Consider the following 25,630-nt stretch of genomic DNA (forward strand, 5'->3'; position numbering starts at 1 on the left):
GGAGGGGTGCGGCCGCTCGCGTTCAGCCGTCGATGCGGCGCAGCCCGGCCCGGTAGCGCCGGGCATTCTCCACGTAGCGCAGGGCGGCCTGCCGCAGGCCCTCGATGGCCGCCTCGTCGAGGGTGCGGACCGCCTTGGCCGGCGCGCCGACGATCAGGCTGTGATCCGGGAAGGTCTTGCCCTCGGTCACCAGCGCGTTGGCGCCGATTAGGCAGCCGCGGCCGATGACGGCGCCGTTCAGGACCGTGGCCCCCATGCCAATCAGGCTGCCGTCCCCGATCGTGCAGCCGTGAACGATGGCCCCGTGACCGATGGTGACATCGGTCCCGATGCTGAGCGGAAAGCCGGGATCGACGTGCATGATCACGCCTTCCTGGACGTTGGTGCGGTCGCCGATGCGGATCGGCTCGTTGTCGCCGCGCAGGGCCGCCCCGAACCAGATCCCGACATCGAGGCCGAGATGGACCCGGCCGATCACCTGCGCGTCGGGGGCGATCCAGACCCGGTCGGGATCGGCGAGGTCCGGCACGTGATTGTCGAGGGCGTAGAGGGGCATGGCGGCCTTTCAGCGAGGCGTCGTCCGCAGAACGGTGCTACCCCGGCAGCCGGCACGGGCCGTGACCGGAGACGACCGTCGTCTGTCGCGGGAATGGCACGGTCCGAACGGGCTGCCAATGCTAGTCAGGGCGCTCGGGTAGGCGAGACGCGGATTGGGCTCACGGATGGCGCGGATCTCAGGATGGATCGGGCTCGCGGGGCTCCTCGCGATCCAGGGCGCGTCGGCGGCGGATCTGCGTCAGGCCGCACCGCGGAACGGGTTTCTGGCAACCTGCGAGGATCTCGGGACATTCTGCTTCGCCGATGCCTGTGGACTCGACCAGATCGAGGCGGCCCAGAGATGTCGGGCTCGCTGCCCGAGCGCCGCGGTCATGAGTGTTGTTCCGGCAGCCTGCCCGGCACGCGACACGAATTCGACGATCGTTCTTCGGCGTCGCGGCTGAGATCACCGCGCCCTTTGCAACACACCGGAATCGTTTTCAGTTCTGCCCAGGAAAGATTCCCGCCGGCCTCGGCAACAAAACCCGGCATACAGGATTGAGTCTTCGCGAAGCACCGAATGATAGCTACGAGGACGCGGAGAGATGCCGGCGAATGCGCGTCAGGCTCGCAGGCAGACCCTGCTCGCAAGTGACCTTCAACCACCCCGGTCCGGGCTGCAGGCCGACCCTGTCCTCTACGGTGTCGCCGCAGGGCTCGCGTCGCTGTTTCCGCCCGTGGCGGCAAACGTCCAGGCCCCAAGCAGGATCAGAGAGCCCGTGACCATCGAGGGCGTGCGCGACCGGATCGACACGAAATAATCAGATTCCGCCGCGCCGGGCCCCGCGGCTCAGCTCGCGAGGCGGACGATCAGGAGCAATGTCGCCAGGGTCGGAATGGCGGCGGCCAGCCACAGGGCTCCGAGATGGAAACTCTCTGGCCCTGTGAAGCGCAGCGTCCGCGTCGTTCCGGAGCGCGGACGATCTCCGCGCCCGATCCCGAGTCCCACCGGCATCCGCAGCCTCCTCCGATACCGGAGGAATAAGGCCCGCGGCCTCTCAAGGCCTTCTGAATCGGCCGTCGTCTTCGCGTGGCGTGGTGAACCGGCCGTTAAAGGGCGCGGTCGAACTTCAGCTCGCCATTCGGGCTCTTGAGCACCAGCTGCGAGCCCACAAGATCCCACACCGCCGAGGTGCGCAGGGCGACGAAGTACGCCTGCTCGGAAGCGGCAAGGCCCTTGTCGCAGCTCTTCTTGGTTAGCGCCAGCGGACCCACCGCGATGTGCTGCTCCTTGAGGGGGAAGGCCGTGGCCGCGAAGGTGTTGCAGCCGCCATAGCCGCGGGCCCGGTACTGCTTGTCGATGATGAAGCTCGGGCGGTCGCCACCGGTGAAGGGCTTTCCGTTGAGGCTCACCGCGGTCCAAGTCGAGTCGAGCGGGAAGATCTTCTCGCTGGCCTTGGCCCCCGGCACGTACTGAGGCTTCTTCTCGTCTTCGCCGCCCGGACGGCGGTTGCCCTTGCCGAAGCCGGTCGGGGATCCGCCGCCCATCTGGGCCTGCGCCTGCGTCGCCGCAGACAGGTCTATGGCCAGCACGGCGCAGGCCAAGGTCGCGATCAGCACCCCTCTCATCGTCCAGTCCCCATCTCGCGCGCTCCGCGCTCAGGTCATCCCCGATCCGGAGAGCGCGGCGTCTGCCGCGCGGGCCAGCCCCCTGAAGGGCCGCTCCGAATCTATGCGGCTCGCGGGATGCGCCAGGATTTCAGCGCAATTATGGTCGTGCTTCCCCGTGTGCGCTCGGAAACGATCGGGGACGGCCGCCGTTGTTGATTATCGCGGATGATCATCGCGGAGCGGGAGAGAGACTTTGGCCGGATCGGACGAAGGTGCGCAGAGCGGCACCCGAGCGCGGGTGATGAGCCCGGCGCAATCGCGGGCGGCCCGGGGCCTGCTCGGCTGGTCGGAAGCGGATCTCGCCGCCAAGGTCGGCCTCGACGCGCGGCTCGTGCACGACTTCGAGGGCGGTTATGGCGATCCGCCCAGCGGGCAGATCGAGGCCCTGCGGAGCGCGCTCTCTGCGGCCGGCGCGGTCTTCACCGACACGCCGACGCAAGGCGTCCACCTCGCAGACCGACCCAACCCTGATGAAGGCACACGCCTCGACGCGCTCACGACCGAGAACGATCGGTAGCGGCGTCCCGACCCCGAATGCGCCGCTCATGGCGCGTTCAGGCGCCCGGGACGATAGCGGGAAATCCGCCGCTCAACGACCCTGGAGCGATCTGTGACCGATCTGATCCGTCGCCCGTCCCGGACCTGCGCGTGCCACGCATCGGTCGCAGATGCGAAGGTGATCCGCTGATGCGCGCCGACGCGTTCCTGGTCGCGGCCGACGCCTTGCCCCTCGCGAGCCTCGACGCTCTGGTCGGGACAGGCGGCCTCGTGGTCGTCGCCCCGCATCCCGACGACGAGAGCCTGGGCTGCGGGGGCCTGATCGCCGCCGCGCGGGCCGCCGGACGGCGCGTGCACCTCGTGGTGATCAGCGACGGATGCGGCTCGCACACCCATTCAGACCTGTATCCGCCCGAGAAGCTGCGGACCCTGCGCGAGGTCGAGACCGTGCGGGCGGCGACACTCCTCGGGCTCAGCGCGGACGCCGTGACGTTCCTGCGCCTGCCCGACGCCCATGTCCCGAGCGACGGACCGGACGCCGAAGCCGCGGCGCGCGCCGTGGAGCTGGCAGCGACGGCCTGCGGCGCCAGCGCGGTCTTCGTGACGTGGCGTCACGACCCGCATTGCGACCACAAGGCCGCCGCCGCGATCGTCGCCCTGGCGCGCCCGCGGATGCAGGGCGTTCGGGTCTACGAGTATCCGGTCTGGGGCTGGACCCTGCCGCCCGAGACCGAGGTCGGCCCGGAGCCGACAGGCCTGCGCCTCGACGTCTCCGCCTTCCGCGCCACCAAGGCCCACGCCGTGGCCGCCCACGAATCGCAGACCACCGACCTGATCTCGGACGACCCCGGCGGCTTCCGGCTGGAGCCGGCGATGATCGAGCGGCTGTGCGGCCCCTTCGAACGCTTCGTCGCGGTCCCGGCATGACCCGGCATACGCAGACGCTTCCGGACGCGTATTTCGTCGGCATCTACGCCGACAACCCAGATCCCTGGGGCTTCACGTCGTCGGCCTACGAGCGCGACAAGTACGGGGCGACGCTGGCGAGCCTGCCGCGGGTGCGCTACCGTTCGGCCTTCGAGCCGGCCTGCTCGATCGGGGTCTTCACCCGCGCCCTGTCCGAGCGCTGCGACAGGCTGGTCGCGATGGATCTGGTCGCCGCCGCCGTGGAGGCTGCGCGCGGCCGCTGCGCGGACCGGCCCCACGTGGAGATCCGGGAGGGCGCCATGCCGGGCGACTGGCCCGACGGTCGGTTCGACCTGATCGTCCTGTCCGAGTTCCTGTACTTCCTGGCACCGGCGGAATTCTCCGACTTGGTGCGCCGCGCCGGCGAGACGATCGAGCCGGGGGGCGACCTCGTCCTGGTGCACTGGCTCGGCGAGACGGACTACCCGCTCTCGGGCGACGCCGCGGCCGAGGGTTTCATCCGGTCCGCCGCGCCTTTCGCCAAGGTCCTCCACCAGTCCCGGACGGCGGAATACCGGATCGATGTCCTGCGGGCCGGGATCGGCGCGTGAGCACGGCCGTCATCACCCTCAACAAGGGTCGGCGCCCGCACCTGACCCGCCTGCTCGAGGGTCTCGCACGCGGGACTGCGCCGGATGCCTGCATCGTCGTGGAGATCGGCGATGACGAGGCCCCCTTCCCGCCCCTGCCGTTTGCGGTCACGCGCGTCCCGTTCCCGCGGGCCGGCCTGCCGCTCGCGGCGGCGCGCAATGCCGGTCGCCGGGCGGCCGGGGCCGACACGCTGATCTTCCTCGACGTGGACTGCATCCCCTCGGCGGGGCTCGTCGCCGGCCTGTCGCGGGCGGTGGCCGAGCACGACGGCTTGGTGTGCTGCGAGATCGGCTACCTGCCGGCCGGGGCCGTCGCAGATGACTGGGACGCGGCCGGTCTGGAGCGGCTCGGGCAGCCGCACCCGGTGCGGGCCTTCCCGCCCGCCGGCGCGGTTGCGCCGGCGCCGCAGCCCGGCCTGTTCTGGTCTCTGGCCTTCGCGGTCCGCGCCACGACGTATGATCGGCTCGGCGGCTTCGACGAGGCGTTTTCCGGCTACGGGGCGGAGGATACCGACCTCGCCTTCCGTGCCGACAGGGCCGGCGTGCCGATCCTGTTCCTCGGCGGACCGCGGGCCTATCACCAGCACCACCCGGCCTATGACCCGCCGCTGCAGCATTTCCGCGATATCGTGGCCAACGCCGCGCGGTTTCACGGCCGCCACGGGCTCTGGCCGATGGACGGCTGGCTCGACGGGTTCGCGCGCCTGGGTCTGATCGCGGCGGACCGGTCGGAGGGCATCAAGATCCACCGCGATCCGACGCCGGACGAGATGGCGGCCGCGCGGCTCCCGGACGATCGGCCGTTCTGAGGCACGAACGCCTGCGGCCGTTTCGACCGGGCTGCACCTCGAAAAGACAATCCCATCGGTCCGGGACTGCGCAGCAGGGCCCGGAATCCGGAACCGTGTCCGCTGCCCGGCACGGCTCCGTCGGCGGGACCCGGTTCCGGGCTCGCCTGCGGCGCCCCGGAACGACGGCGGCCGATACGGCAGCCGGCGGTACTCAAACACGTGCGGCGTCTTCATCCGATGCCGAGCCCCGTGCCGCTCGACCGGGCGCCGACGGATCCCGGGATCGTCCCAGGACCCGCCGACGTTGAGGCCCCGCTTACGCCTTCATCGCATTCGCCTTCTCGATCAGCGCCTCGGCCATGCGGATCGAGGCGATGTCGATGAGGCGGCCGTCCAGCGAGACGGCGCCGCGGCCGGCCTTGGCGGCCTCTTCCATGGCCTCCAGGATGCGGCGGGCCTTGGTGACCTCGGCCTCCGACGGGGTGAATACCTCGTTGGCGAGATCGATCTGGCTCGGATGGATCGCCCACTTGCCCTCGAAGCCCAGGGCTGCGCAGCGCCGGGCCGCCGAGCGGTAGCCGTCCGGATCCGAGAAGTCGCCGAACGGTCCGTCGATCGGGCGCAGGCCGTAGGCCCGGCAGGCCACCAGCATGCGGTTCTGGGCGAACAGCCACGGATCCTGCCAGTGGGTCTGGCGGTTGCCGGCCTCGTCCTTGTCGGTGAGCACCGAGAAGTCGGGGTTCACGCCGCCGATCACCGTGGAGCGGGCGCGGGTCGAGGCGGCGTAATCGGCCACACCGAACGACATCGCCTCCAGGCGCTTCGACGACTGGGCGATCGCCTCGACATTGGCCATGCCGAGGGCCGTCTCGATCAGCACCTCGAAGCCGATCTGCTTGTCGCGCTTCTTGGCCTGCTCGATCTGGGTGACCAGCACGTCGATGGCGTAGACGTCGGCCGGCACGCCGACCTTCGGGATCAGCACCATGTCGAGACGCGGGCAGGCTTCGACGATGTCGACCACGTCGCGGTACATGTAGTGGGTGTCGAGACCATTGATGCGGATCATCATGGTCTTGTTGCCCCAATCCAGGTCGTTCAGCGCCTGGATGATGTTGGTGCGGGCCTTCTCCTTGTCGTCAGGCGCGACCGCGTCTTCGAGATCGAGGAAGATCACGTCGGCCGCCGAGGAGGCCGACTTCTCCATGAAGGTCGGGTTGGAGCCGGGGACGGCGAGTTCGGAGCGGTGCAGGCGCGGCTTGGCCTGCTGGATCAGGGTGAAGCTCATGGGTGTTCCTCTCTCGGTGACGGTTCTGATGCCGGTGCGGGGGTGAGACCCCGCCTGGCGGTGAAGATGGCGCTCGTCGGGCTCGGCGACAGAGCATGGCTCATTGTCGGGGGCGCATCCCCCTTCCCCGCAGAGGGGGAAGGAGAAACGCGCGCGTGATCCTCATCCCGTCGCCCCGAAGCCGACCGCGATGCAGTTGATCGACAGGAGCAGGGCGGACTTCACCGCCTCGCGCCGGTCCTCGTCGGTCTCGGCGCGGTAGCGGGCGAGCAGCTCGACCTGCTCGCGGCCGACCTGATTGATGGTCGGCAGCCGCCCCTTCAGGCGGTCGCGGAACAGCGGGAAGCGCTCGGCGAGGTCCGATCCGCCGCTGACCCGCAGGACCATCTCGCGGGTCAGCGCGTACTCGGCCTCGATCATCGCGAAGATCCGGTCGCGGATGCCCGCTTCGGGGACGAGGCCCGCATAGGCGCGGGCGATGTCGAGATCGACCATCATCAACGTCTTCTCGACCTCGTCGAGGACGAGGCGCAGCACGCGGGACTCCTGGAACAGGCGCTTGAGGGTCGCCTCGCCGTCCCGGCCGCGCACGTCGATGAAGCTCGCGAGCCCCGAGCCGACCCCGTACCAGCCGGTGATCACATGCCGGTTCTGCGACCAGGCGAACACCCAGGGGATCGCCCGCAGATCCGAGAGCGAGCGGGCCCCGAACCGGCGCGCCGGGCGCGAACCGATGTTGAGGAGCGAAATCTCGTCCAGCGGGCTCGCGGCCTGGAAATAATCGACGAGGCCGTCGGTCTGGAGAAGCTGCACGTAGGCCGCCCGCGAGGCGCCGGCCAGCGCCTCCAGGGCGTCGTCGTGACCCGGTCCGGCCCGCTCGCCCTCGCCGGCCAGCGCGTGCTCGAACACCGAGGCCGCCAGCAGCTCCATCTGATAGGCGGCGGTACCGCGGTTGGCATACTTGAACGAGACCACCTCGCCCTGCTCGGTGGTGCGGAACCGGCCGCGGATCGAGCCCGGCGGCTGGGCCATGATGCCCCGGTGGGTCGGCACGCCGCCGCGGCTCACCGAGCCGCCGCGCCCGTGGAAGAACGCGATGCCGACGCCGAGCTCGCAGCCGAGCCGCGTCAGCTTGCTCTGCGCCTTGTACAGCTCCCAGTTGGCGGCGACGAAGCCGCCGTCCTTGTTGGAATCGGAGTAGCCGATCATCACCTCCTGCACGCCGCCCTGCCAGCGGGTGGAGCGGCGGACCACCGGCACGGCGAGCAGGGCCCGCATGATCGCCGGGCCGGCGCGCAGGTCGTCGATGGTCTCGAACAGGGGCACGATCGGCAGCGGGCAGATCTCGGTGCCGGCCGCGTCGAGGAACACCCCCGCCTCCTTGGCGAGCAGGTAGGCGCCGAGCACGTCCTCCACCGAGCGGGTCATCGACAGCACGAAGGCGCCGAACGCCTCGCGGTCGAGGGCCTCGCGCATCTCGGCGACGAGGGCGAAGGTGGCCAGCGTCTCGCGGGCAGCGTCGGGCAGGTCCTCGAAGGACCGCTCGGGATCGCGCGGCCGGGCGAGTTCCGTGTCGAGCCACTGGCGCCACGCGGCCGAGCCCAGGGCCGGCGGTTCGCCCTCGCCGTTGCGCTGGTGCCAGAGGGCGTGGAGCGTGTCGGTGGTCCGGGTAGTGTTCTCGCGCAGGTCGAGCCGGACCGTCGAGAACCGGAAGATCTCCACCATCCGCCGCACCGGGCGGACGAGATCCCGCGCCAAGGCCCCGCACTTGGCCTCGGTCAGGCCGCGTTCCAGGACGCGCAGGTCCTCGATCAGCCCGTCGGCGCTGGCATAATCGGGGCCGGACGGGTGCTCGCCCTCGTTGCGGGCGATGGTCGCCTCGATCTTGCGCGAGACGCAGGAGAGGTACTGGCGGTAGGGCTCGCCGGGATTGCGGCGGGTGATCGCCCGGGCCTGGCCGCTCTCGGCGAGCTGCCGGTCGAGCTCGGCGCGGAAGCCCTCGGGCAGCGGCAGCGACCGCTCGGTCAGCGACAGGGTCCGCCCCAGCTCGCGCACGCCGTCGCGGTAGCGGGTGAGCGAGGCGAGCGCGTTGCGGTGCAGGGTCTGCCGGGTGACGGCCGCCGTGACGTAGGGGTTGCCGTCCCGGTCGCCGCCGATCCACGAGCCGAACTGGAAGAATGGCGGCACCTTGAAATCCGTGCCCGGATAGGTCTCGGCGAGCGTCTCCTCGAGGGTCTCCAGGGTCTCGGGCAGCATCTCGAACAGGGTCTCGTCGAAGAAGTGCAGCCCCCAGGCCACCTCGCGCTCGACCGTCGCCTTCTCCAGGTGCAGCTCGCCCGTCATCCAGACCAGCTCGATCTGGTCGCGCAGCTCGTTCATGAGCCCGTTGCGCTCGCGATCGGTCCAGCGCGGCATCTCCAGCTCGCGCAGCACGAGATAGATCCGGCGGAACTTCTCCAGCACCGTGACCCGCTTGCCCTCGGTCGGGTGCGCGGTCAGCGTCGGGCGGATCCGCAGCTCGCTGAGCAGCGCCTGGATCTTGTCCGCGGGGACGCCCTGGGCGCGCGCGTCGGAGAAGACCTTGGCGAAGGAGCCGCCGAGCGCGGCGCGGCCTTCCGTGCGCTCCACATGACGGCGGCGGCGCATCGCGGCGTTCTGCTCGGCGATGGAGATCAGCTGGAACCAGATGCCCTGAACCTGCAGCGCCCGCGCCAGCATCTGCGGGGAGAAGCGCGAGATGTCGGCCGTGCCGTGCAGAACGGCTTCGAGGTCGGGGTCGTGCCGGCGGGCGACGTCGAGCAGCGCCTGGAACAGAATGTCCAGCGCCTGCTCCGACGAGGTGCCGGTGATCACCGGCGGCGCGAAGGCCGTGGCATCGACGAGACCGGGGGTTGCGTGAAGGGTACGGGTCATGGGGCCACCTCGTGGCGCAGGTTTTCGATCAAGCGCGACGCGTCCCCTCCCCCCTCTGCGCGGGAGGGGGCCCCCGCGTCAGCGGGGGTCGGCGAAAGGGAGCGCCCTTTCCGGAGAGGTCGCGACGGGAGCTGAAGCCCGCACCGTCGCGCTGCCCCTCTCCCGCCCCGCATCCGCGGGGCACCCTCCCCCGCGGAGGGGGGAAGGGTTGAGGCGCGGTTACGCCGCCCGGGCGAGCACGTCGGCAACCGTCTGGCCGAAGGAGCCCGGATCCGGCGCCACGGTCAGGCCGTAGGAGCGCATGATCTCGGCCTTCTCGGCGGCGCTGTCGCCGGCTGCCGAGATGATCGCGCCGGCATGACCCATCCGCCGGCCCTTCGGCGCCGTGAGCCCCGCCACGAACCCGATCACCGGCTTCGACATGTTCTCGCGGATCCAGGCCGAGGCCTCGGCCTCCTGCGGGCCGCCGATCTCGCCGATCATCAGCACCGCATCCGTATCCGGATCGGTCTCGAACAGGGCGAGGTGGTCGAGGAACGACGAGCCGTTGATCGGGTCGCCGCCGATGCCCACCGAGGTCGAGATCCCGAGCCCGAGCTCCTTGAGCTGAGAGGCGGCCTCGTAGCCGAGCGTGCCCGAGCGGGAGATGACCCCGACATTGCCCGGGAGGTAGATGTGGCCGGGCATGATGCCGAGCATGGCCTTGCCGGGCGAGATGATGCCGGCGCAGTTCGGGCCGACCACCATGGTCCGCTTTTCCTTGGGATAGCGGTACAGGTAGCGCTTCACCCGCATCATGTCCTGGGCCGGGATGCCGTCGGTGATCGAGCAGACCAGCCGCAGGCCGGCATCGGCCGCCTCCATGATGGCGTCGGCCGCGAAGGGCGGCGCCACGAAGGTGATCGACGTGGTGGCGCCGGTGGCCGCCACCGCTTCCTTGACGGTGTTGAACACCGGCAGGCCGAGATGGGTGCGCCCGCCCTTGCCGGGCGTGACGCCGCCGACGACGTTGGTGCCGTAATCCAGCATCTCCTTGGCGTGGAAGGTGCCCTTGTCGCCCGTAATGCCCTGGACGATGATCGGGGTGGTCTCGTCGATGAGGATGCTCATGGCGCGGTCTCCCCTCAGTGCTTCGTCTGGTCTTGGTGACCCTTGGCGGCGGCGCAGGCGTCGACCGCCTTCTTCGCCGCTTCCGCCAGGGTGTCGGCGGTGATGAGGTCGAGGCCGCTCTCGGCCAGGATCTTCTTGCCGGCCTCCACGTTCGTGCCGGCGAGCCGGACCACCAGCGGCACGTCGATCTTCACCTCGCGGGCGGCCTGGACGACGCCCTCGGCGACCCAGTCGCAGCGGTTGATGCCGGCGAAGATGTTGACCAGGATCGCCTTCACGTTGCGGTCCGAGAGGACCAGCCGAAAGGCCGTGGCGACGCGCTCCGGGGAAGCGCCACCACCGACATCCAGGAAGTTCGCCGGCTCGCCGCCCGCGTGCTTGATCATGTCCATCGTGGCCATGGCGAGGCCCGCGCCGTTGACGATGCAGCCGATCTCGCCCTCCAGGCCTATGTAGCTGAGGTTGTGCTCGGCGGCCTGGGCCTCGCGGGGATCGCCCTGCGAGGGGTCGTGCATGTCGGCGATGCCCGGGCGGCGGAACAGGGCGTTGTCGTCGAACGACATCTTGGCATCGAGCGCGAGCACCCGGTCGTCCTTGGTGACGACCAGCGGGTTGATCTCCAGCATGGTGCCGTCGCAGTCGCGGAACGCCCGGTAGGCGTTCATGATGGTCTTCACCGCGGCCGAGACCTGCTTGATGTTGAGCCCGAGCTGGAAGGCGATCTCCCGCGCCTGGAACTGCTGCAGGCCGACCGCCGGCTCGACGACCACCTGGATGAGCGAATCGGGCTCCTTGGCGGCGATCTCCTCGATGTCCATGCCGCCGCGCTGGCTGGCGATGACCCGAACGCGCTCGGCCTTCCGGTCCAGCACGTAGCCGAGATAGAGCTCGCGCTCGAACGGGTCGGCGGTCTCGACGTAGACCCGCTGCACCGGCTTGCCCTCGGGGCCGGTCTGGTGCGTGACGAGGCGCTTGCCGAGGAGATCCTTGGCGGCATCGCGAACCTCGTTGTAGGTCCGGCACAGCTTGATGCCACCGGCCTTGCCGCGGGCACCCGCGTGGATCTGCGCCTTGACGGCCCAGAACGAGCCGCCGAGCTCGGTGGCCGCATAGACCGCTTGGTCCGGGCTGAATGCGATGGCGCCTTTCGGGACGGCCACACCGAAGCTCGCGAGCAGCTCCTTGGCCTGATACTCGTGAACGTCCATTCGGCGCCTCCTCTGCGGTTCGTTGCCGCCGTTGATGCGCTTCACTTTAGTTGAGTCGAAAGATTACGCCCGTCAAATTTTTTGATCCGTGGCTTCAGGGGGCCTTTTTCGCAGTCGCAACACGAATTCTGCGAGATTTTGCGATGCAACATACAGAAAAACAATGAGGCCGGGGGCAAGATGCACCCGACCTCGACTGTAGATCCGCAACCGAAGTGCCTTGCGCCGTCATCCCGGGGCCGCGCAGCGGAGCCCGGGATCCGGAACCGCCGACGCGCCAAGGTCTTGCGCCAGCAGCGGTTATGGGTTCCGGGCTCGCCTTCGGCGCCCCGGAATGACGGGCGGGTCGTCGCGGCCGAAACGGGTCCGGTCGCGAGAGTCGTGCGCCCGGCTCAGTTCACCTTGGCTTTCACGACCGCGTAGATCTTCTCGGTGAGCGCGCCGGCGTCCGAGAGCAGTTCCTCCAGCTCCTTGAGGCGCTCGTCGGCGAAGTCCCGGTCCTCGAGCCCCTTGGCGTTGACGTAGACGTTGAGCGCCGCGCTGCGCAGGCCGGCATAGGCCGAGAGCACCGCCACACCGGCATCCGACACGACGTTGAGGTTGCCCTTGTCGGCGGTGATCGCCGCGAGGTCGATCACCGCGCGGCAGGCCCGGCAACAGGCAAGCGGCACGTCGCAGGCGATCTTGAGCGCCGCCTGGATCTTCTCGGCGCGGGCCGCCTTCTCGTCGTCGGTGGCCTTCGGCAGGCCGTAGGCGCCCATCACCGCGTCGAAGGCCTGGACGTCCTCGCCGATCATGCCGGTGAGGACGACCCGCAGACCCTCCGACTTGGCGAGCACGTCCTTCAGCTCCGCCTCGACCTCGACGTACTTCTTCTTGCCGATGGTGAGGTTGCAGACCATCGACACCAGGGCCGCGCCCATGGCGCCGGAGATCGCCGCCGCGCCGCCGCCCCCGGGGGTCGGGGCGGCGCTCGCCAGCTCGGTCAGGAACTTTTCGATGCTGTCGGTCTCGGGGCGATGCGTCTCGGTCACCGGCGCCTCCTCAGGCCATCGTCTTGGCGAGGGCGTAGATCTCCTCGGCGTCGAGCACCTTGTCGGTGCTCTCGAAGAGCTGGCCGACGCAGGCGCGGTGCAGCTTGAGCTTCAGGCCGCCGATGCCCAGCGCCCCGAAGGCCTTCTTGCCGTTGCGGTCTTTGGCCTTGTCCATCACGTCGATGCCACCGATGCCCGTCGGAGGCTGGGCGTTGTAGTCGGCGACGAACTCGATGGACGATTCCTGCGCCCAGGCGGCCTCCGGCAGCAGCTCGACGCCGATGGCGCCGGCCGTGAACACGAGGTTCGTGCCCTTCACCAGGGCGATGCGCGAGGCCTCGTCGGGGGTCGCGGCCGCCTTCACGTTGACCTTGAAGCGCGTGTTGATCTGGTCGGCGGCGGCCTGTGTCTTGTCGAGGGCCCGGCCCGCGATGGTGACCTCGGCGCCCTCGCCGGCGAGCAACGCGGCCGAGCGCATGCCGACCGGGCCGGTGCCCGCCAGCACGACAGCCTTCTTGCCCTGGAGCGAACCCGCGGCCTTGGCCACCAGGGCGACGCCCGCGGCGGCCGTGGTGTTGGAGCCGTTGGAATCGAGCATCACCGAGACCCGGAACGGGCCGAAGAAGCGCTTCTTGACGGCGGTGAACAGCGCCTCGCCGGCCGCCATGCTGCCGCCGCCGACGAAGATCGCGGTCGACTTCTTCTCGGAGCCGCCGCGGGTATAGATCGTGCCATCCACCAGCGCGCCGACATTGTCGGGGTTCACGCCGCCGTAGCCGGTGATGTGGTCGGCGCCGCCGTCGTAGCCGACGACCGTGTCGAACACGTTCGGCACGGCATCGGTGTCGAACAGGAACAGCAGCTTCTTCGTCATGTCTTAACCTCGGCCCGCATCGGGCATGATCGATTCAGGTACACCCACCCGGTCATTCCGGGGCCGCGGAGCGGAGCCTGGAATCCAGACACTCGGGCGGTTCTCGTTCTGCACCGTCGGCGGCGATGGATTCCGGGCTCGCCGGCGGCGCCCCGGAAAGACGACGGCGGTCTGCGGCTCAGCTCTCGACCACGTTCTGCGGCTTGCCCGCCACGAAGGCCTCGACGTTGTCGACGAGCTGGTCGGCCAGGATCTGCATCGCCTCCTTGCTGGCCCAGGCGACGTGCGGCGTCACGATCAGGTTCGGCAGGTCGGCCTCGCACAGGATGTTGCCGTCCTTGGGCGGCTCCTGCGCAACGACGTCGAAGCCGGCGCCCGCGATGGTGCCGTCCTTCAGCGCTTCGAGCAGGGCCGCCTCGTCCACCAGCCCGCCCCGGGCGGTGTTGATGAGGATGGCGCTTGTCTTCATCTTCTTCAGCTCGGCGGCGCCGATCATGCCCTTCGTGTCCGGGGTGAGCGGCACGTGCAGCGTGATCACGTCGGACTGCGTGAGGATCGTCTCGAAATCGACCAGCCCGTCCTGCGGGAACACGTCGAAGGCCAGAACCTTCATGCCGAGCGCCTCGGCGCGCTTGGCGATCGACTTGCCCAGCGCCCCGTAGCCGACGATGCCGAGCGTCGAGCCCGCGATGTCGTAGATCGGGTAGTCAAAGTAGCAGAACTGCTTGGACTTCGCCCAATCGCCGCGCCGCACCGAATTGGCGTAGGGCACGATCGCCCGGCGCAAGGCGAACATCAGCCCGACCACGTGCTCCGGCACGGTGTTGAACGCGTAGTTGCGGATGTTGACGACCGTGACACCCTGGGCTTTGGCCTGGGCCTTGTCGACCACGTCGGTGCCGGTGGCGGCGACCGCGATCAGCTTCAGGTCGGGGAGCTGCTTCAGCGTCTCGGCCCGCATCGGGACCTTGTTGATCAGCGCGATCTCCGCCCCCTGGAGGCGGGAGACGATCTCTTCCGGCGTCCAGGTCGACTCGTGCTCGACGTATTCGTGCGGGAAGTTGAACGGCCGGACCCGGGCATCGAGGGATTCACGGTCCAGGAATACGATCTTCTTGGTCATGGATCCTTCTCGGCCGGTTTCCTCTGGAGTGTTCTTCTTACTTGCGCGCCGGGGCGGGCCCGGCAACCCGGTCCCGCCCCGAACGCGTGCGCCGATCACGCCTTATGCAGCGGATTCTCGCGCAGGTAGCTGGAGGCCGCGGCGACGCCCGAGCCCGGCGTGACCTTGATGCCGCAATCGATCATGGCCATCTCGGCGCCCGCGATGGCGCCCAGCAGCGACAGCTCGTTCAGGTCGCCCAGGTGACCGATCCGGAACACCTTACCGGCGACTTTGGACAGGCCGGCGCCCAGCGAGAGGTTGTAGCGCTCGTAGGCGTGGGTGATCACCTTGGCGGCGTCGGCGCCTTCCGGCACCACGATCGCCGTGACCGTGTCGGAGTTCCACTTGGGCTCCTTGGCGCAGGGCTTGAGGCCCCAGGCCGCGACCGCCTGGCGGGTCGCCTCGCCGAGGACGTGGTGGCGGTGGTAGACGTTCTCCAGCCCCTCCTCCTTCACGATCTGCAGGGCCTCGCGCAGGCCGTAGAGCAGCGGCAGGACGGGCGTGTAGGGGAAGTAGCCGGTCGCGTTGGCGGCCAGCTGGTCCTTCCAAGCGAAGTAGGCGTGGCCGAGCCGGTCGTTGCGGCCGGTGCCGCCCTCGGCGATCTTGAGCGCCTTCGGGCTGATGCAGATCAGGCCGAGGCCGGCCGGCAGCATGAAGCCCTTCTGCGAGCCCGCGATGGCGCAATCGACCTTCCAGTCGTCCATGTAGAACGGCAGCGAGCCGATCGACGAGATGCCGTCCACGAACAGCAGCGCCGGGTGGCCGGCGGCGTCGATCGCCTTGCGCACCGCGCCGATGTCGCTGGTGACGCCGGTGGCGGTCTCGTTGTGGACGACCATGACGGCCTTGATCTTATGGTCCTTGTCGGCGCGCAGGGCCTCCTCGATCTTCTGCGGATCGGCGCCGGTGCCCCACTCCTCCTCTTGGACGACCACGTCGAGGCCGAGGCGCTGGGCCATGTCGACCCAGAGGTGGCTGAACTGGCCGTAGCGCGAGGTCAGCACCGTGTCGCCGCGGCACAGCGTGTTGGACAGGGCCGATTCCCAGATGCCGGTGCCCGAGGACGGGAACAGGATCACCGTCCCGGCGGTCGAGCCGAACACCATCTTGGAATCCTGCAGGAGCGGCTTCACCAGCTCGGGGAAACTCGGCGAGCGGTGATCCTCGGACGGCACGTGCATGGCGCGCAGCACCCGGTCCGGGATGTTGGTGGGGCCGGGGATGAAGAGGTGGTTGCGACCGGGACGCCGGGTTGCGGCCATGATGTTTCCTCCGAAAAGTTCATTGCACGCGAGCGTGAGCCCGCGCCGGGTTGTCCAAGCGTCGTCAGGGAGTCGGTCCGGCGCCGTCGAAAGCGGCTCGCGCCACATCCTCTCGAACGCCATCCTCTGCCGTGATCGGGGGGCGTCAGCGGAGCGGCAGGCGGCCTCACGCCGCTCGCGTCGCGGCACGCCCCCGCGCGCCGGTCGCCTCCGAAATGCCGTCCCGTCCAACGGCCTCAGGGCCGTCCTCGCCGCCTTCCTGTCAAGGTCCGGTCGCGCTCGTGCCGAGCCGCCGGTTCCTGGCATTATGAGACGGCGGGGCCGGAAAGGAAAACCGGAAAAACTTCCGGAACTTGGCAAAAAAATTTTTTGTGCGGCGCAACGAAGACGATCTCCGGTTGAGAGGCTTCGCCGCGCTGCACCAGCTCCGGCTGCGCCTGCCGGAGCCCGCGTCATCAAACTGAGATGCGATCGCGCTCTGGATCCCGGCACCGTACAGCCGCCGGGAGAGGGTGCCGTGGCCGAGGTTGAGGAGATGCCGGTCCGGGTTCGGACACTGTTCCTGTCCGACCTGCATCTCGGCACACGCGGCTGCCAGGCCGGGTTGCTGCTGTCGTTCCTGAAGGATTACGACGCCGATACGATCTACCTCGTCGGCGACATCGTGGATGGCTGGCAGCTGCGCTCCGGATGGTATTGGCCGCAGGAGCACAACGACGTCGTGCAGAAGCTGCTGCGCAAGGTCCGCAAGGGCACCCGCATCGTCTACCTGCCGGGCAACCACGACGAGTTCCTGCGCGACTATGTCGGCACGAATTTCGGCGGGATCGAGCTGGCCGAGACCGCGATCCACGCGGCGGCCGACGGCCGGCGTTACCTCGTGATCCACGGCGACCAGTTCGACATGGTGGTGCGCCACTCGCGCTGGCTCGCCCATCTCGGCGACGGCGCCTACACGCTGGCTTTGTCCCTCAACACCGTGATCAACAAGGCGCGGCGGCGCCTCGGCCTGTCCTACTGGTCGCTCTCCGCCTGGGCGAAGCTGCGCGTGAAGAACGCCGTCAGCTTCATCGGCCGCTTCGAGACGATCCTGGCCGAGGAGGCGCGCCGGCAGGGCGCCGACGGCGTGATCTGCGGCCACATCCACCACGCGGCCGACCGGCCGATCGGCGATCTGCGCTATCTCAACACCGGCGATTGGGTCGAATCCTGCACAGGGCTGGTCGAGCACTACGACGGCCGCATCGAGGTGCTGCACTATCCGAGCGTCCTGCGGGCCCGCGTCGCCGAGAGCGTGCCGGAAGCGCTGCCGGGCCGGCGCGCGGTGGCGTGAGGTCACCGCCCGTGAAGCTCCTCATCGCCAGCGATGCCTGGCACCCGCAGGTGAACGGCGTGGTGCGCTCCCTGGAGCAGATGGTGTGGCGCGCCCCGGAGCACGGCTTCGAGACCGCCCTCCTGACGGTGGCGGATTTCCGCTCGCTGCCCCTGCCGGGCTATCCAGAGATTCGTCTCGCCTATGCCGGGCGGGAGCGGGTCGCGGCGCGCTGGAACGCGGAGCGGCCGACCCATGTCCATATCGCGACCGAAGGGCCGGTGGGCTTGGCGGCGCGGCGCTACTGCCTCGCTCACGCCCTGCCCTTCACCACAAGCTACCACACGCGCTTCCCCGAATACCTCGCCGCCCGGGCCCCGGTACCGGAGGCTTGGTCCTACGCCTATCTGCGCCGCTTCCACGGGGCCGCGCGGGGTACGATGGTCAGCACCGCCTCGCTGCAGGGCGAGCTGGCGGCGAGGGGATTCGGCCGGCTGATGCGCTGGACCCGCGGCGTCGACACCACGCGGTTCCGCCCCGCCGAGCCCGGCGCACCGATGCCGGCGGACCTCGCCGGACTGCCCCGGCCGCTGTTCCTCTATGTCGGGCGGCTCGCTGTGGAGAAGAACGTCTCGGCCTTCCTGAGCCTCGATCTGCCGGGCACCCGGATCGTCGTCGGCGACGGCCCGGACCGGGCGCGGCTCCAGGCGCTGGCACCCGGAGCGATTTTTCTCGGCACCCGGACCGGCGCGGCTCTGTCGGCGGTCTACGCGGCCTGCGACGTCTTCGTGTTCCCGAGCCTCACCGATACGTTCGGCATCGTGCTTCTCGAGGCCCTGGCCAGCGGGCTGCCGGTGGCGGCCTTCCCGGTCCCGGGCCCGATCGACGTCGTCGGCAGCACCCGCGTCGGGGTGCTCGACCGGGACCTGCGGGCCGCCGCGCTCGCCGCCCTCGACCTGTCGCGCGCCGAATGCCGGGCCGAGGCCCTGCGCTGCGGCTGGGACGTGAGCGCGCGCCAGTTCTTCGGCAACATCGTCGAGGCACATGGCGACGCGCGGGGCACCCGGGACGCCGCCTGACCGGTGACGGCGCCCGCGCGGGATGGCAGGAGGGTGCCATGCCCCTTGCCCGGATGCCCCCTGCCCGGAAGCCGCCTGCCGCGACGATGCCGTTCGATCCGGCCCGCGCGGTCGATTACCCCGCCGTCATCGGATGCGACGAAGTCGGGCGCGGCGCGCTGTGCGGGCCCGTGGTGGTGGCGGCGGTCTGGTTCGACCCCGCGGCGCTGCCGCCGGCCCTGCTCGCCGCCCTCGACGACAGCAAGCGCGTCCCCGAACCGGTCCGCGCGCGGCTGGCGCCGCTGATCCGCGCCCAGGGGCGCGTCGCGGTGGCGGCGGGCTCCCGGGCGCTGATCGACCGGATCAACATCCGGGCCGCCACCCTCGACGCGATGGCGCGCGCGGTGGCCCGCCTCGGGCTCGACGCGCCGGTCCTGGTCGACGGACGCGATGCCCTGCCCGGCCTGCCAGGCCGCGCGGTGGTCGGCGGCGACAGGCTGGTGCCGCAGATCGCCGCCGCCTCGATCGTCGCCAAGGTGTTTCGCGACGACCTGATGCGGCGCTTGGCCGAGCGCCATCCCGGCTACGGCTGGGAGCGCAACGTCGGCTACGGCACCGCCGTCCACCGCGCCGGCCTGACGAAGCTCGGCCGGAGCCCGCATCACCGGCTCAGCTTCACACGGGGATTTGACCAGGCCTGAGAGGTCGGGTCACGCGGCCCGGATTCCCGCCAGGAAGTGATCGACCTCGGCCGCGAGCTGCTCGGATTGGCGCGACAGCGCGGTCGCAGCGGTGAGCACGTGATCGGCCGCGCGGCCCGTCTGGTCGGCCGCGTTAGCAACGCCGGAGATGTTGCCGGTCACCTCCTGCGTCCCCGCATTGGCCTGGGTGATGTTGCGGACGATCTCCTGCGTGGCGGCCCCCTGCTGCTCCACCGCCGCCGCAATCGCCGCCGCCACGGCGCTGATCTCCCCGATCCGGCCGGTGATCGTGCCGATCGCATCCACCGCTTGGCCGGTCACGCTGCGGATCTCGCCGATCTGCCGGCCGATCTCCTCGGTGGCTTGGCCGGTCTGCGCGGCGAGCGCCTTCACTTCGGTGGCGACCACCGCGAAACCCCGTCCCGCCTCGCCCGCCCGCGCCGCCTCGATCGTCGCATTGAGCGCCAGGAGATTGGTCTGCGCGGCGATCCCGGCGATCAGCTCGATCACGGCACCGACCCGGGCGGCCGCCGCGTTGAGCGCGGCCACGAGCGTGGCGGTCTGATCGGCCTCATCGACCGCGGTCCGGGCGAGCTCGGATGAGCCCTGAACCTGACGCCCGATCTCCTGGACGGAGGTCCCGAGTTCCTCGACGGCGGCGGCCACCGTTCTGACGCTGGCGGACGCCTCCTCGGCGGCGGCGGCCACGGCATTGGACTGGCTGGCGGTGTGCTGCGCCGTCGTGGTCATCTGCCAGGCCGTGGTCTGCAGCTCGGCAGCGGAACTGGAGACCTGAGCGACGATGCCGGACACGGCCTGCTCGAAACCCTGCGCCAGCGCGTCGGTGGCCGACCGGCGCTGCGCCTCCGCGGCGAGACGGGCCGCGGCGGCCTCGGCTTCCAGCGCCCGGGTGCGGATCAGGTTGTCCTTGAACACCCGGACGGCCGCTGCCATCGCGCCGATCTCGTCCCGTCGCTCCTGTATCGGGATCGCCGCGGTGGCATCTCCGGCCGCGAGCGCGCCCATGGCCTGGATCATGGCCCGGATCGGCCGCAGGATGCGGCGGTCGACGAGCACCATACCGCCGACCGTCAGCAGCAGGCAGCTGGCCAGAAGCGCGAGGGCAACCAGAAACGAACGCTGCGCCTCGCCGGCCAGCACCTCGGCGCGCGCGATCATCGCATCGAGGGCCGCGTCGGCCAGGGCCACGAGCGTGGCCCCATCGGCGATGTCGCGCGCGCGCAGGTCCCGCGCCCCGATGCCGGGCGGCCGGCTCTGGCTCAGCGCGTTCGTCAGGGCGATGCGCCGCGCCGCCGATTCACCCTCGAAATTGCTGTCGCGGGCCTTCCTGAAGGCCGCGCGAATCGTCTCCGGCAAGTCGTCAACGATCGTATCGACGACCTCGGCCCAAGCGGCGAAGAGGCGTGCCCGCTCCTCGGCGGCCGCGATCATCTCGGCCTGCGACCACCCCGCCCCGGCTGCAACCGCGGTCTCGATCCGGACCCATGAGATCCCGAACGCGATCCGTGTCGCCCACGCGGCGCGCTTGATCTCGAGGTATCGCTCGATGGCCGCATCCTCCCTGGGGATGGCGGCATCCACGGCCTTGTTGGTCGCCGCGTAGGCCTGGAGCAGCGCCGCAATGACCGTATCGACGGTCTGTCTGAGCGCGGCCGGGCGCTCCCGTTTCGGCACGGCCGCGGCGGCCTCGACCTGCGGCCGCTGGGCGGTCAGCGCCGCCTGAGCCCGGCGAAGTGGCTCCAGGGTCGCCTGGACCGAAGGCACGTCGAGGTCGCGCGCGATCGCCCAGAACGCCGCCTCGCTGTCGATCCGAGCCCTTTCGTCCACCTCCAGGGCCGCCTTGCCGGATGCGGAGACGGGGTCCTCGTCGGCCAGGATCTTCAGGCCCGTCCCACGCGCCGTACGCGTCGCGATCACGGAATGGAGCAGGGCGCGGCTCGCCTGCGACAGGGCGACGACGCCTTGACCCCGCAGCGTCTCCTCATGCGCTCCAAACAGGGTCGTGGCGCGCGCTGCCAGCAGCAGGACGCTCATGGCGCATAGAATGGCGCCGAAAATAGTGCCGATAGACAAATTTGTAATTTTATGAACAACCAAAGTCCTCATTGCTCAAAATTCCCGTCCTTACATGCAGTTCCGAAGCAATGCGTAAGTCAAACCTGGAATCAATGCCTAACGGATTTGCATCCTCAGCGCTCCGAATGTCAACCTTGTGTTGCCAGAAAAATCGCAGACGCGATTCGTGAGACGCGACGACGTGCGGCGCAATTCAATTGATATCCTCAATCGGACATCCGGCACTGCATTACTCTTGCACAGAGCCTGCTGTCACAGATCTCGTGGTCGTTGGTTTGAGCCGCGCAACCGGCCGGACGCCTGGTTCTCCCGCGTGTCGCTTCGCCCCGTGCCGGCCGTCAGAACAGTGCCAGTTGCGCCCCCGGCTTGCGGAAGGCGTCGCGGTCCAGCGCCATCCGGCCGAAGGCGAAGCCGAGCCGCGTCCCCGCCAGCCGCACCCGCTGGCCGATCATCGCCGCGTAGGCGCCCTCGCCGCGGAAGCGATGGCCGAAGCGCGGATCGTTCTCGCGGCCGCCTCGGGCCTGCGTCAACAGCCCGAAGGTCCGGTCCTTCCGCTCGGGGTAATGCGCGGCGAACCAGTCGGCCACGAGGTCGGCGACCTCACCCGGCAGCCGGAGCAGCGCGTGGCCGATGCGGCTCGCGCCGTTCTCCCGGGCCCGGGCGAGGATCGTCTCGATCTCGGGATCCGTGAGCCCCGGGATGATCGGCGAGACATTGACCATCACGGGCACACCCGCCGCGCTCAAGGCGCGCATTGCGGCCAGCCGCTTCTCCGGCCGCGGGGCGCGGGGATCGAGGCGTCGAGCGAGGCCCGGGTCGAGGGTCGGCAGCGACAGGGCGACCAGGATCAGGTTCTGCGCGGCCATCTCGGCCAGGATGTCGAGGTCTCGCAGGATGAGGTCGGATTTGGTGGTGATGCTGACCGGGTGCCGGGTCTCCCGCAGCACCTCCAAAACCGCGCGGGTGATGCGGTGCTCGCGCTCCAGCGGCTGGTAGGGATCCGTGGCCGTCCCGAGGGCAATCGTCTCGGGGCGATAGCCCGGTGCCGCAAGCTCCCGGGCGAGGAGGCGGGCGGCCTCGGGCTTGGTGAAGATCCGCGATTCGAAGTCGAGCCCCGGCGACAGGCCGAGCCAGGCGTGGGTCGGCCGCGCGTAGCAGTAGATGCAGCCGTGCTCGCAGCCCCGATAGGGATTGATCGACCGGTCGAACGGAACGTCGGGCGACGTGTTGCGGGCGATGATGCGGGCCGTACGCTCCGGCGTGACCTGCGTGCGCAAGGGAGCCGGCTCGTCCGCCCCCCAGTCGGAATCGTAGAACAGCTCGCGCCGCGCCGCCTCGAAACGGCTCGTGGGATTGGCGGTGGCACCGCGCCCGCGCCGGGCGCTCTCGGGCGGCGTGCTGTGCCCGAGCCGGATTGCAGCGCCCTTGCCCGACCCACTCCCTGTCCGTGTCATGCCGAGTCGCTCCCGTGTTTCACGTGGAACATAACGCGAACAGACTGGAAGGCGGCGCCTTATTTTCAGGCAAATCCCCGCGCGGCGCGTCGCACGGTCGCGCTGGCGCCTTCCGGAGGCCGATCAATAGTTTACGGCGGCGCAGAATCGTCTAAGGGCGCGCTCATGCTCTCTGCGGTGACCTTCCTGGCCGACCCGGCCGCTCCCGATGCGATCGATCGCCTGGCCGACACGCTCAGCGTGCTGGTCTCGGGTGTCGCAGGAGGCCTGATCGGCGACGCCGTGATCGTTACCGGAGGCAGCAGCGAGGCCGTGGCGGCCGTCGCGGAGGCGACGGGCGCGACGCTGGTCCTGCACCGGGACGGCAATCCCTACGCGGCGGGCGCAGCCGCGGCGCGTCGGGACTGGATCCTGTGCCTCGAGGCCGGGGACGTCCCGGCCGAGGGCTGGATCCGGACCCTCGACCGCTTCGTCGGCACCGCCCGGCCCGAGACCGGGCTCGGCCGGCTCCAGCGCCCCGCAGCCGGATGGGCCGCCCGCCTCGCCGGCCGGATCGAGATCGTGGCCGGCGCCCGGCAGGCCCGGGCCGGGGATGTCGTCCGGCGGGAATCCCTGCGCGCCGGGGCGGTGTTCGCGCCGCGCCTCAAGGTCCGCCCGCTGATCGCGCGGATCGACCGGGCCTGAAGAAGAATCTTGCGCAGCGCCACGTTGTTGTCGGTCACGCCTCCTCTACAACACCCTGAACGGTGTGAAGGATTTGCCGTCTCCGCACCGCACGAGAACGCTGACCCGCTTCCGCCCTGAAAGGATGGTGCCATGGATTCGTCGGGCCTGATGGGACGCAAATCGGTCGACGACATCCTCGAGAGTGGCGAAGGCGAACAGCAGCTCTCGAAAACGCTGGGCGCCCTCTCGATCACCGCGATGGGCATCGGCGCGATCATCGGCGCCGGCATCTTCGTGCTCACCGGCACGGCCGCCGCGCAATATGCCGGGCCGGGGATCATGCTCTCCTTCGTCCTCGGCGGGATCGCCTGCGCCTTCGTGGGCCTGTGCTACTCCGAGATGGCGGCGCTGATCCCGGTGGCGGGGTCGAGCTACACATACACCTACGCGACGCTGGGCGAGTTCTTCGCGTGGCTGATCGGCTGGGATCTGATCCTCGAATACGCCATGGGGGCCGCCACCGTGGCGGTCGGCTGGTCGGGCTACGTGACGAGCATCCTCAAGGATGTCGGGATCGCGATCCCGGCGCAGTTCGCCCACGCCCCCGGCACGCCGATCGGAGGCGGCGGCACCGCCCTGTTCAACCTGCCGGCGGTGCTGATCGTGGCGCTGATCACGATCCTGCTGATGCGCGGCACCAAGGAATCGGCGCGCTTCAACAACGTCATGGTGGCGGTGAAGCTGACCGTCGTGGTGGCGTTCATCGCGCTGGGCTGGGGCCATGTCGACACGGCGCATTGGAGCCCGCTGATCCCCGACAACGACGGCAGCTTCGGGCATTACGGCTACAGTGGCATCCTGCGCGGCGCGGGCGTCGTGTTCTTCGCCTTCATCGGCTTCGACGCGGTCTCGACCGCGGCCCAGGAGGCGCGGCGGCCGCAGAAGGACATGCCGATCGGCATCCTGGGCTCGCTCGCCGTCTGCACCATCCTGTACGTGCTGGTGGCGGCCGTGCTGACCGGGCTCGTGCCCTACAAGGATCTGAACGTCCCCGACCCGATCGCCAAGGGGGTCGACGTGATCGGCATCGGCTGGTTCGCCATTTTGATCAAGCTCGGGGCGCTGACCGGCCTGACGACCGTGATCCTCGTGCTGCTCTACGGCCAGAGCCGGATCTTCTTCACCATGGCCCAGGACGGCCTGCTGCCGAAGATGTTCTCCCACGTCCACCCGACCTACCAGACGCCCTATCGCAGCCAGGCGCTGATCGGGGCCGCGGTCGCGCTCGTCGCCGCCCTGGTGCCGATCAACATCCTGGGCGAGATGGTCAGCATCGGGACGCTCGCCGCGTTCATCCTGGTCTGCGGCTCGGTGATCTACCTGCGGCGGACCGACCGCCACATGAAGCGTCCGTTCCGGGTGCCCGCGGTGCCGGTGGTGCCGATCCTCGGCATCCTGTTCTGCCTGCTGCTGATGGTCGGCCTGCCGCTCGACACGTGGCTGCGGCTGGTCATCTGGATGGCGATCGGGCTCGTCATCTACTTCTTCTACGGCCGGAAGCACTCGGTGCTGCGCCGCAAGGAGGGGAACGCGGCGTAGCGCAACGGGCTGGTTCCGCAGCACAGCCCCGTCTTTCCGGAGCCGCGGAGGGGAGCCGGGAATCCATGGCCGCGCCCTGCCAGTATCTGTACGCCCTCCGGTTCCGGATTCCGGGCTCGCCTCCGGCGCCCCGGAAAGACGGTTCGTGTCACACCGTCAGACTCGCCCCGCGCCGCAGGTGCTCGTCGAGCCGGGGCATGATCTCCACGAAGTTGCAGGGCCGATGGCGGTAGTCGAGCTGCTGGGCCAGGATCCCGTCCCAGGCATCCCGACAGGCGCCCGGCGAACCCGGCAGGACGAAGACGTAGGTCGCCCGCGCCACCCCGGCGGTCGCCCGGGATTGCAGGGTCGAGGTGCCGATCTTGTCGTACGAGATCCGGTGGAACACCGCCGAGAAGCCGTCCATCCGCTTCTCGAACAGCGGCTCCAGCGCCTCCGGGGTCACGTCGCGGCCGGTGAAGCCGGTGCCTCCGGTGCTGATCACCACGTCGATCCCCGGATCGCGCAGCCAGCCCTCCACCTGCTGGCGGATCGCCGGGATCTCGTCGGGCACGATCGCGCGGCCGGCCAGCCGGTGCCCGGCCTCCGTGAGGCGCTGGGTCAGCGTTTCGCCGGAGCGGTCGTCCTCCGGTCGGCGCGTATCCGAGACGGTGAGCACCGCGATGTTGAGCGGGATGAAGCGGCGGGGGTCGGGCTGGTCGGCCATGGCGGGGTCTCTCCGGGACAGGCCCCGATATGGGCCGCCCCGGCCCGGTTGTCGCCCCCGGCCCACCGCGTCCGTCCCGGCCCTTGCCGTGGGGCGAAAACTCGGCTGTGCTCTCCCGGCCCTGTCGGAG

General features: G+C 69.8%; 23 protein-coding genes. 9 read left to right on the forward strand and 14 right to left on the reverse strand.

What is annotated here, in order from left to right:
• Positions 1-22: 22 nt before the first annotated feature.
• From JOE48_RS10750 to JOE48_RS10760, 3 genes are all read right to left on the reverse strand, one after another.
• Complete coding sequence (locus tag JOE48_RS10750) at positions 23-556, reverse strand: gamma carbonic anhydrase family protein (RefSeq protein WP_210029727.1); 534 nt, start codon at positions 554-556, stop codon at positions 23-25.
• Positions 557-1,387: 831 nt separating this feature from the next.
• A complete protein-coding gene (locus JOE48_RS10755; protein WP_210029728.1) occupies positions 1,388-1,552 on the reverse strand; it encodes a hypothetical protein in 165 nt (54 codons plus the stop codon).
• Positions 1,553-1,647: 95 nt separating this feature from the next.
• Positions 1,648-2,166 carry an META domain-containing protein gene (locus JOE48_RS10760; protein ID WP_192707878.1) on the reverse strand — a complete coding sequence of 173 codons (519 nt, stop codon included), beginning with the start codon at positions 2,164-2,166 and terminating at the stop codon, positions 1,648-1,650.
• Between the two features lie 235 nt (positions 2,167-2,401).
• On the opposite strand from JOE48_RS10760, the gene JOE48_RS10765 reads away from it, so the two are divergent.
• The 4 genes from JOE48_RS10765 (at position 2,402) to JOE48_RS10780 (ending at position 5,071) form a co-directional block, all read left to right on the forward strand.
• Positions 2,402-2,725, forward strand: a complete 324-nt coding sequence (locus JOE48_RS10765) for an XRE family transcriptional regulator (RefSeq protein ID WP_245252787.1) — start codon at positions 2,402-2,404, stop codon at positions 2,723-2,725.
• 170 nt (positions 2,726-2,895) lie between these two features.
• Positions 2,896-3,633 carry a PIG-L deacetylase family protein gene (locus JOE48_RS10770; protein WP_210029729.1) on the forward strand — a complete coding sequence of 246 codons (738 nt, stop codon included), beginning with the start codon at positions 2,896-2,898 and terminating at the stop codon, positions 3,631-3,633.
• Positions 3,630-4,223 carry a trans-aconitate 2-methyltransferase gene (locus tag JOE48_RS10775; RefSeq protein ID WP_210029730.1) on the forward strand — a complete coding sequence of 198 codons (594 nt, stop codon included), beginning with the start codon at positions 3,630-3,632 and terminating at the stop codon, positions 4,221-4,223. Before JOE48_RS10770 ends, JOE48_RS10775 begins: the two co-directional genes overlap by 4 nt.
• Positions 4,220-5,071, forward strand: coding sequence for a glycosyltransferase family 2 protein (locus JOE48_RS10780; RefSeq protein ID WP_210029731.1), 852 nt, complete (start codon positions 4,220-4,222; stop codon positions 5,069-5,071). Before JOE48_RS10775 ends, JOE48_RS10780 begins: the two co-directional genes overlap by 4 nt.
• Positions 5,072-5,369: 298 nt before the next feature.
• Here the strand turns inward: JOE48_RS10780 and JOE48_RS10785 are convergent, their stop codons facing one another.
• The 8 genes from JOE48_RS10785 to JOE48_RS10820 all read right to left on the reverse strand — a co-directional run bounded on the left by JOE48_RS10785 (position 5,370) and on the right by JOE48_RS10820 (position 15,907).
• Complete coding sequence (locus JOE48_RS10785) at positions 5,370-6,341, reverse strand: CoA ester lyase (protein WP_210029732.1); 972 nt, start codon at positions 6,339-6,341, stop codon at positions 5,370-5,372.
• Positions 6,342-6,503: 162 nt separating this feature from the next.
• Positions 6,504-9,254, reverse strand: a complete 2,751-nt coding sequence (locus JOE48_RS10790) for a phosphoenolpyruvate carboxylase (RefSeq protein WP_210029734.1) — start codon at positions 9,252-9,254, stop codon at positions 6,504-6,506.
• A gap of 219 nt (positions 9,255-9,473) precedes the next feature.
• Positions 9,474-10,364 (reverse strand): succinate--CoA ligase subunit alpha, encoded by an 891-nt coding sequence (gene sucD / locus JOE48_RS10795; protein ID WP_010687110.1) that lies wholly within the window; start codon positions 10,362-10,364, stop codon positions 9,474-9,476.
• A 14-nt stretch (positions 10,365-10,378) separates the two neighbouring features.
• Entirely contained in the window at positions 10,379-11,572 is a 1,194-nt protein-coding gene (locus tag JOE48_RS10800) for a malate--CoA ligase subunit beta (RefSeq protein ID WP_210029736.1), read from the reverse strand.
• A gap of 392 nt (positions 11,573-11,964) precedes the next feature.
• Positions 11,965-12,606 carry a methenyltetrahydrofolate cyclohydrolase gene (gene fchA, locus JOE48_RS10805; RefSeq protein ID WP_210029737.1) on the reverse strand — a complete coding sequence of 214 codons (642 nt, stop codon included), beginning with the start codon at positions 12,604-12,606 and terminating at the stop codon, positions 11,965-11,967.
• Between the two features lie 10 nt (positions 12,607-12,616).
• Positions 12,617-13,480, reverse strand: coding sequence for an NADP-dependent methylenetetrahydromethanopterin/methylenetetrahydrofolate dehydrogenase (locus JOE48_RS10810; RefSeq protein WP_210029738.1), 864 nt, complete (start codon positions 13,478-13,480; stop codon positions 12,617-12,619).
• Positions 13,481-13,658: 178 nt separating this feature from the next.
• A complete protein-coding gene (locus tag JOE48_RS10815; protein ID WP_210029739.1) occupies positions 13,659-14,603 on the reverse strand; it encodes a D-2-hydroxyacid dehydrogenase in 945 nt (314 codons plus the stop codon).
• Positions 14,604-14,698: 95 nt separating this feature from the next.
• Positions 14,699-15,907 (reverse strand): aminotransferase class V-fold PLP-dependent enzyme, encoded by a 1,209-nt coding sequence (locus JOE48_RS10820; RefSeq protein ID WP_210029740.1) that lies wholly within the window; start codon positions 15,905-15,907, stop codon positions 14,699-14,701.
• Between the two features lie 535 nt (positions 15,908-16,442).
• Here JOE48_RS10820 and JOE48_RS10825 point away from each other — a divergent pair.
• Genes JOE48_RS10825 through JOE48_RS10835 form a run of 3 tightly spaced genes read left to right on the forward strand, consistent with a single transcriptional unit; the run spans position 16,443 to position 18,978 of the window.
• A complete protein-coding gene (locus tag JOE48_RS10825; protein WP_245253230.1) occupies positions 16,443-17,240 on the forward strand; it encodes a UDP-2,3-diacylglucosamine diphosphatase in 798 nt (265 codons plus the stop codon).
• An 11-nt stretch (positions 17,241-17,251) separates the two neighbouring features.
• Positions 17,252-18,298, forward strand: a complete 1,047-nt coding sequence (locus tag JOE48_RS10830; protein ID WP_210029742.1) for a glycosyltransferase family 1 protein — start codon at positions 17,252-17,254, stop codon at positions 18,296-18,298.
• Positions 18,299-18,336: 38 nt separating this feature from the next.
• Positions 18,337-18,978 (forward strand): ribonuclease HII, encoded by a 642-nt coding sequence (locus JOE48_RS10835; protein ID WP_245252788.1) that lies wholly within the window; start codon positions 18,337-18,339, stop codon positions 18,976-18,978.
• A gap of 9 nt (positions 18,979-18,987) precedes the next feature.
• On the opposite strand, the gene JOE48_RS10840 is transcribed toward JOE48_RS10835, so the two are convergent.
• Together JOE48_RS10840 and JOE48_RS10845 are read right to left on the reverse strand one after the other, a co-directional pair.
• Complete coding sequence (locus tag JOE48_RS10840) at positions 18,988-21,033, reverse strand: methyl-accepting chemotaxis protein (RefSeq protein ID WP_245252789.1); 2,046 nt, start codon at positions 21,031-21,033, stop codon at positions 18,988-18,990.
• Between the two features lie 380 nt (positions 21,034-21,413).
• Positions 21,414-22,529, reverse strand: coding sequence for a PA0069 family radical SAM protein (locus JOE48_RS10845; RefSeq protein ID WP_210029746.1), 1,116 nt, complete (start codon positions 22,527-22,529; stop codon positions 21,414-21,416).
• A gap of 165 nt (positions 22,530-22,694) precedes the next feature.
• On the opposite strand from JOE48_RS10845, the gene JOE48_RS10850 reads away from it, so the two are divergent.
• The gene (locus JOE48_RS10850) at positions 22,695-23,213 is read left to right on the forward strand and encodes a hypothetical protein (RefSeq protein WP_210029748.1); all 519 of its coding nucleotides are present in this window, start codon (positions 22,695-22,697) and stop codon (positions 23,211-23,213) included.
• A 132-nt stretch (positions 23,214-23,345) separates the two neighbouring features.
• A complete protein-coding gene (locus tag JOE48_RS10855) occupies positions 23,346-24,794 on the forward strand; it encodes an amino acid permease (RefSeq protein ID WP_210029750.1) in 1,449 nt (482 codons plus the stop codon).
• Positions 24,795-24,942: 148 nt separating this feature from the next.
• Here the strand turns inward: JOE48_RS10855 and moaB are convergent, their stop codons facing one another.
• Complete coding sequence (gene moaB, locus JOE48_RS10860) at positions 24,943-25,500, reverse strand: molybdenum cofactor biosynthesis protein B (protein WP_210029751.1); 558 nt, start codon at positions 25,498-25,500, stop codon at positions 24,943-24,945.
• Positions 25,501-25,630 lie beyond the last annotated feature (130 nt).

This window comes from Methylobacterium sp. PvR107 (assembly GCF_017833295.1).
Classification (GTDB): Bacteria; Pseudomonadota; Alphaproteobacteria; order Rhizobiales; family Beijerinckiaceae; genus Methylobacterium.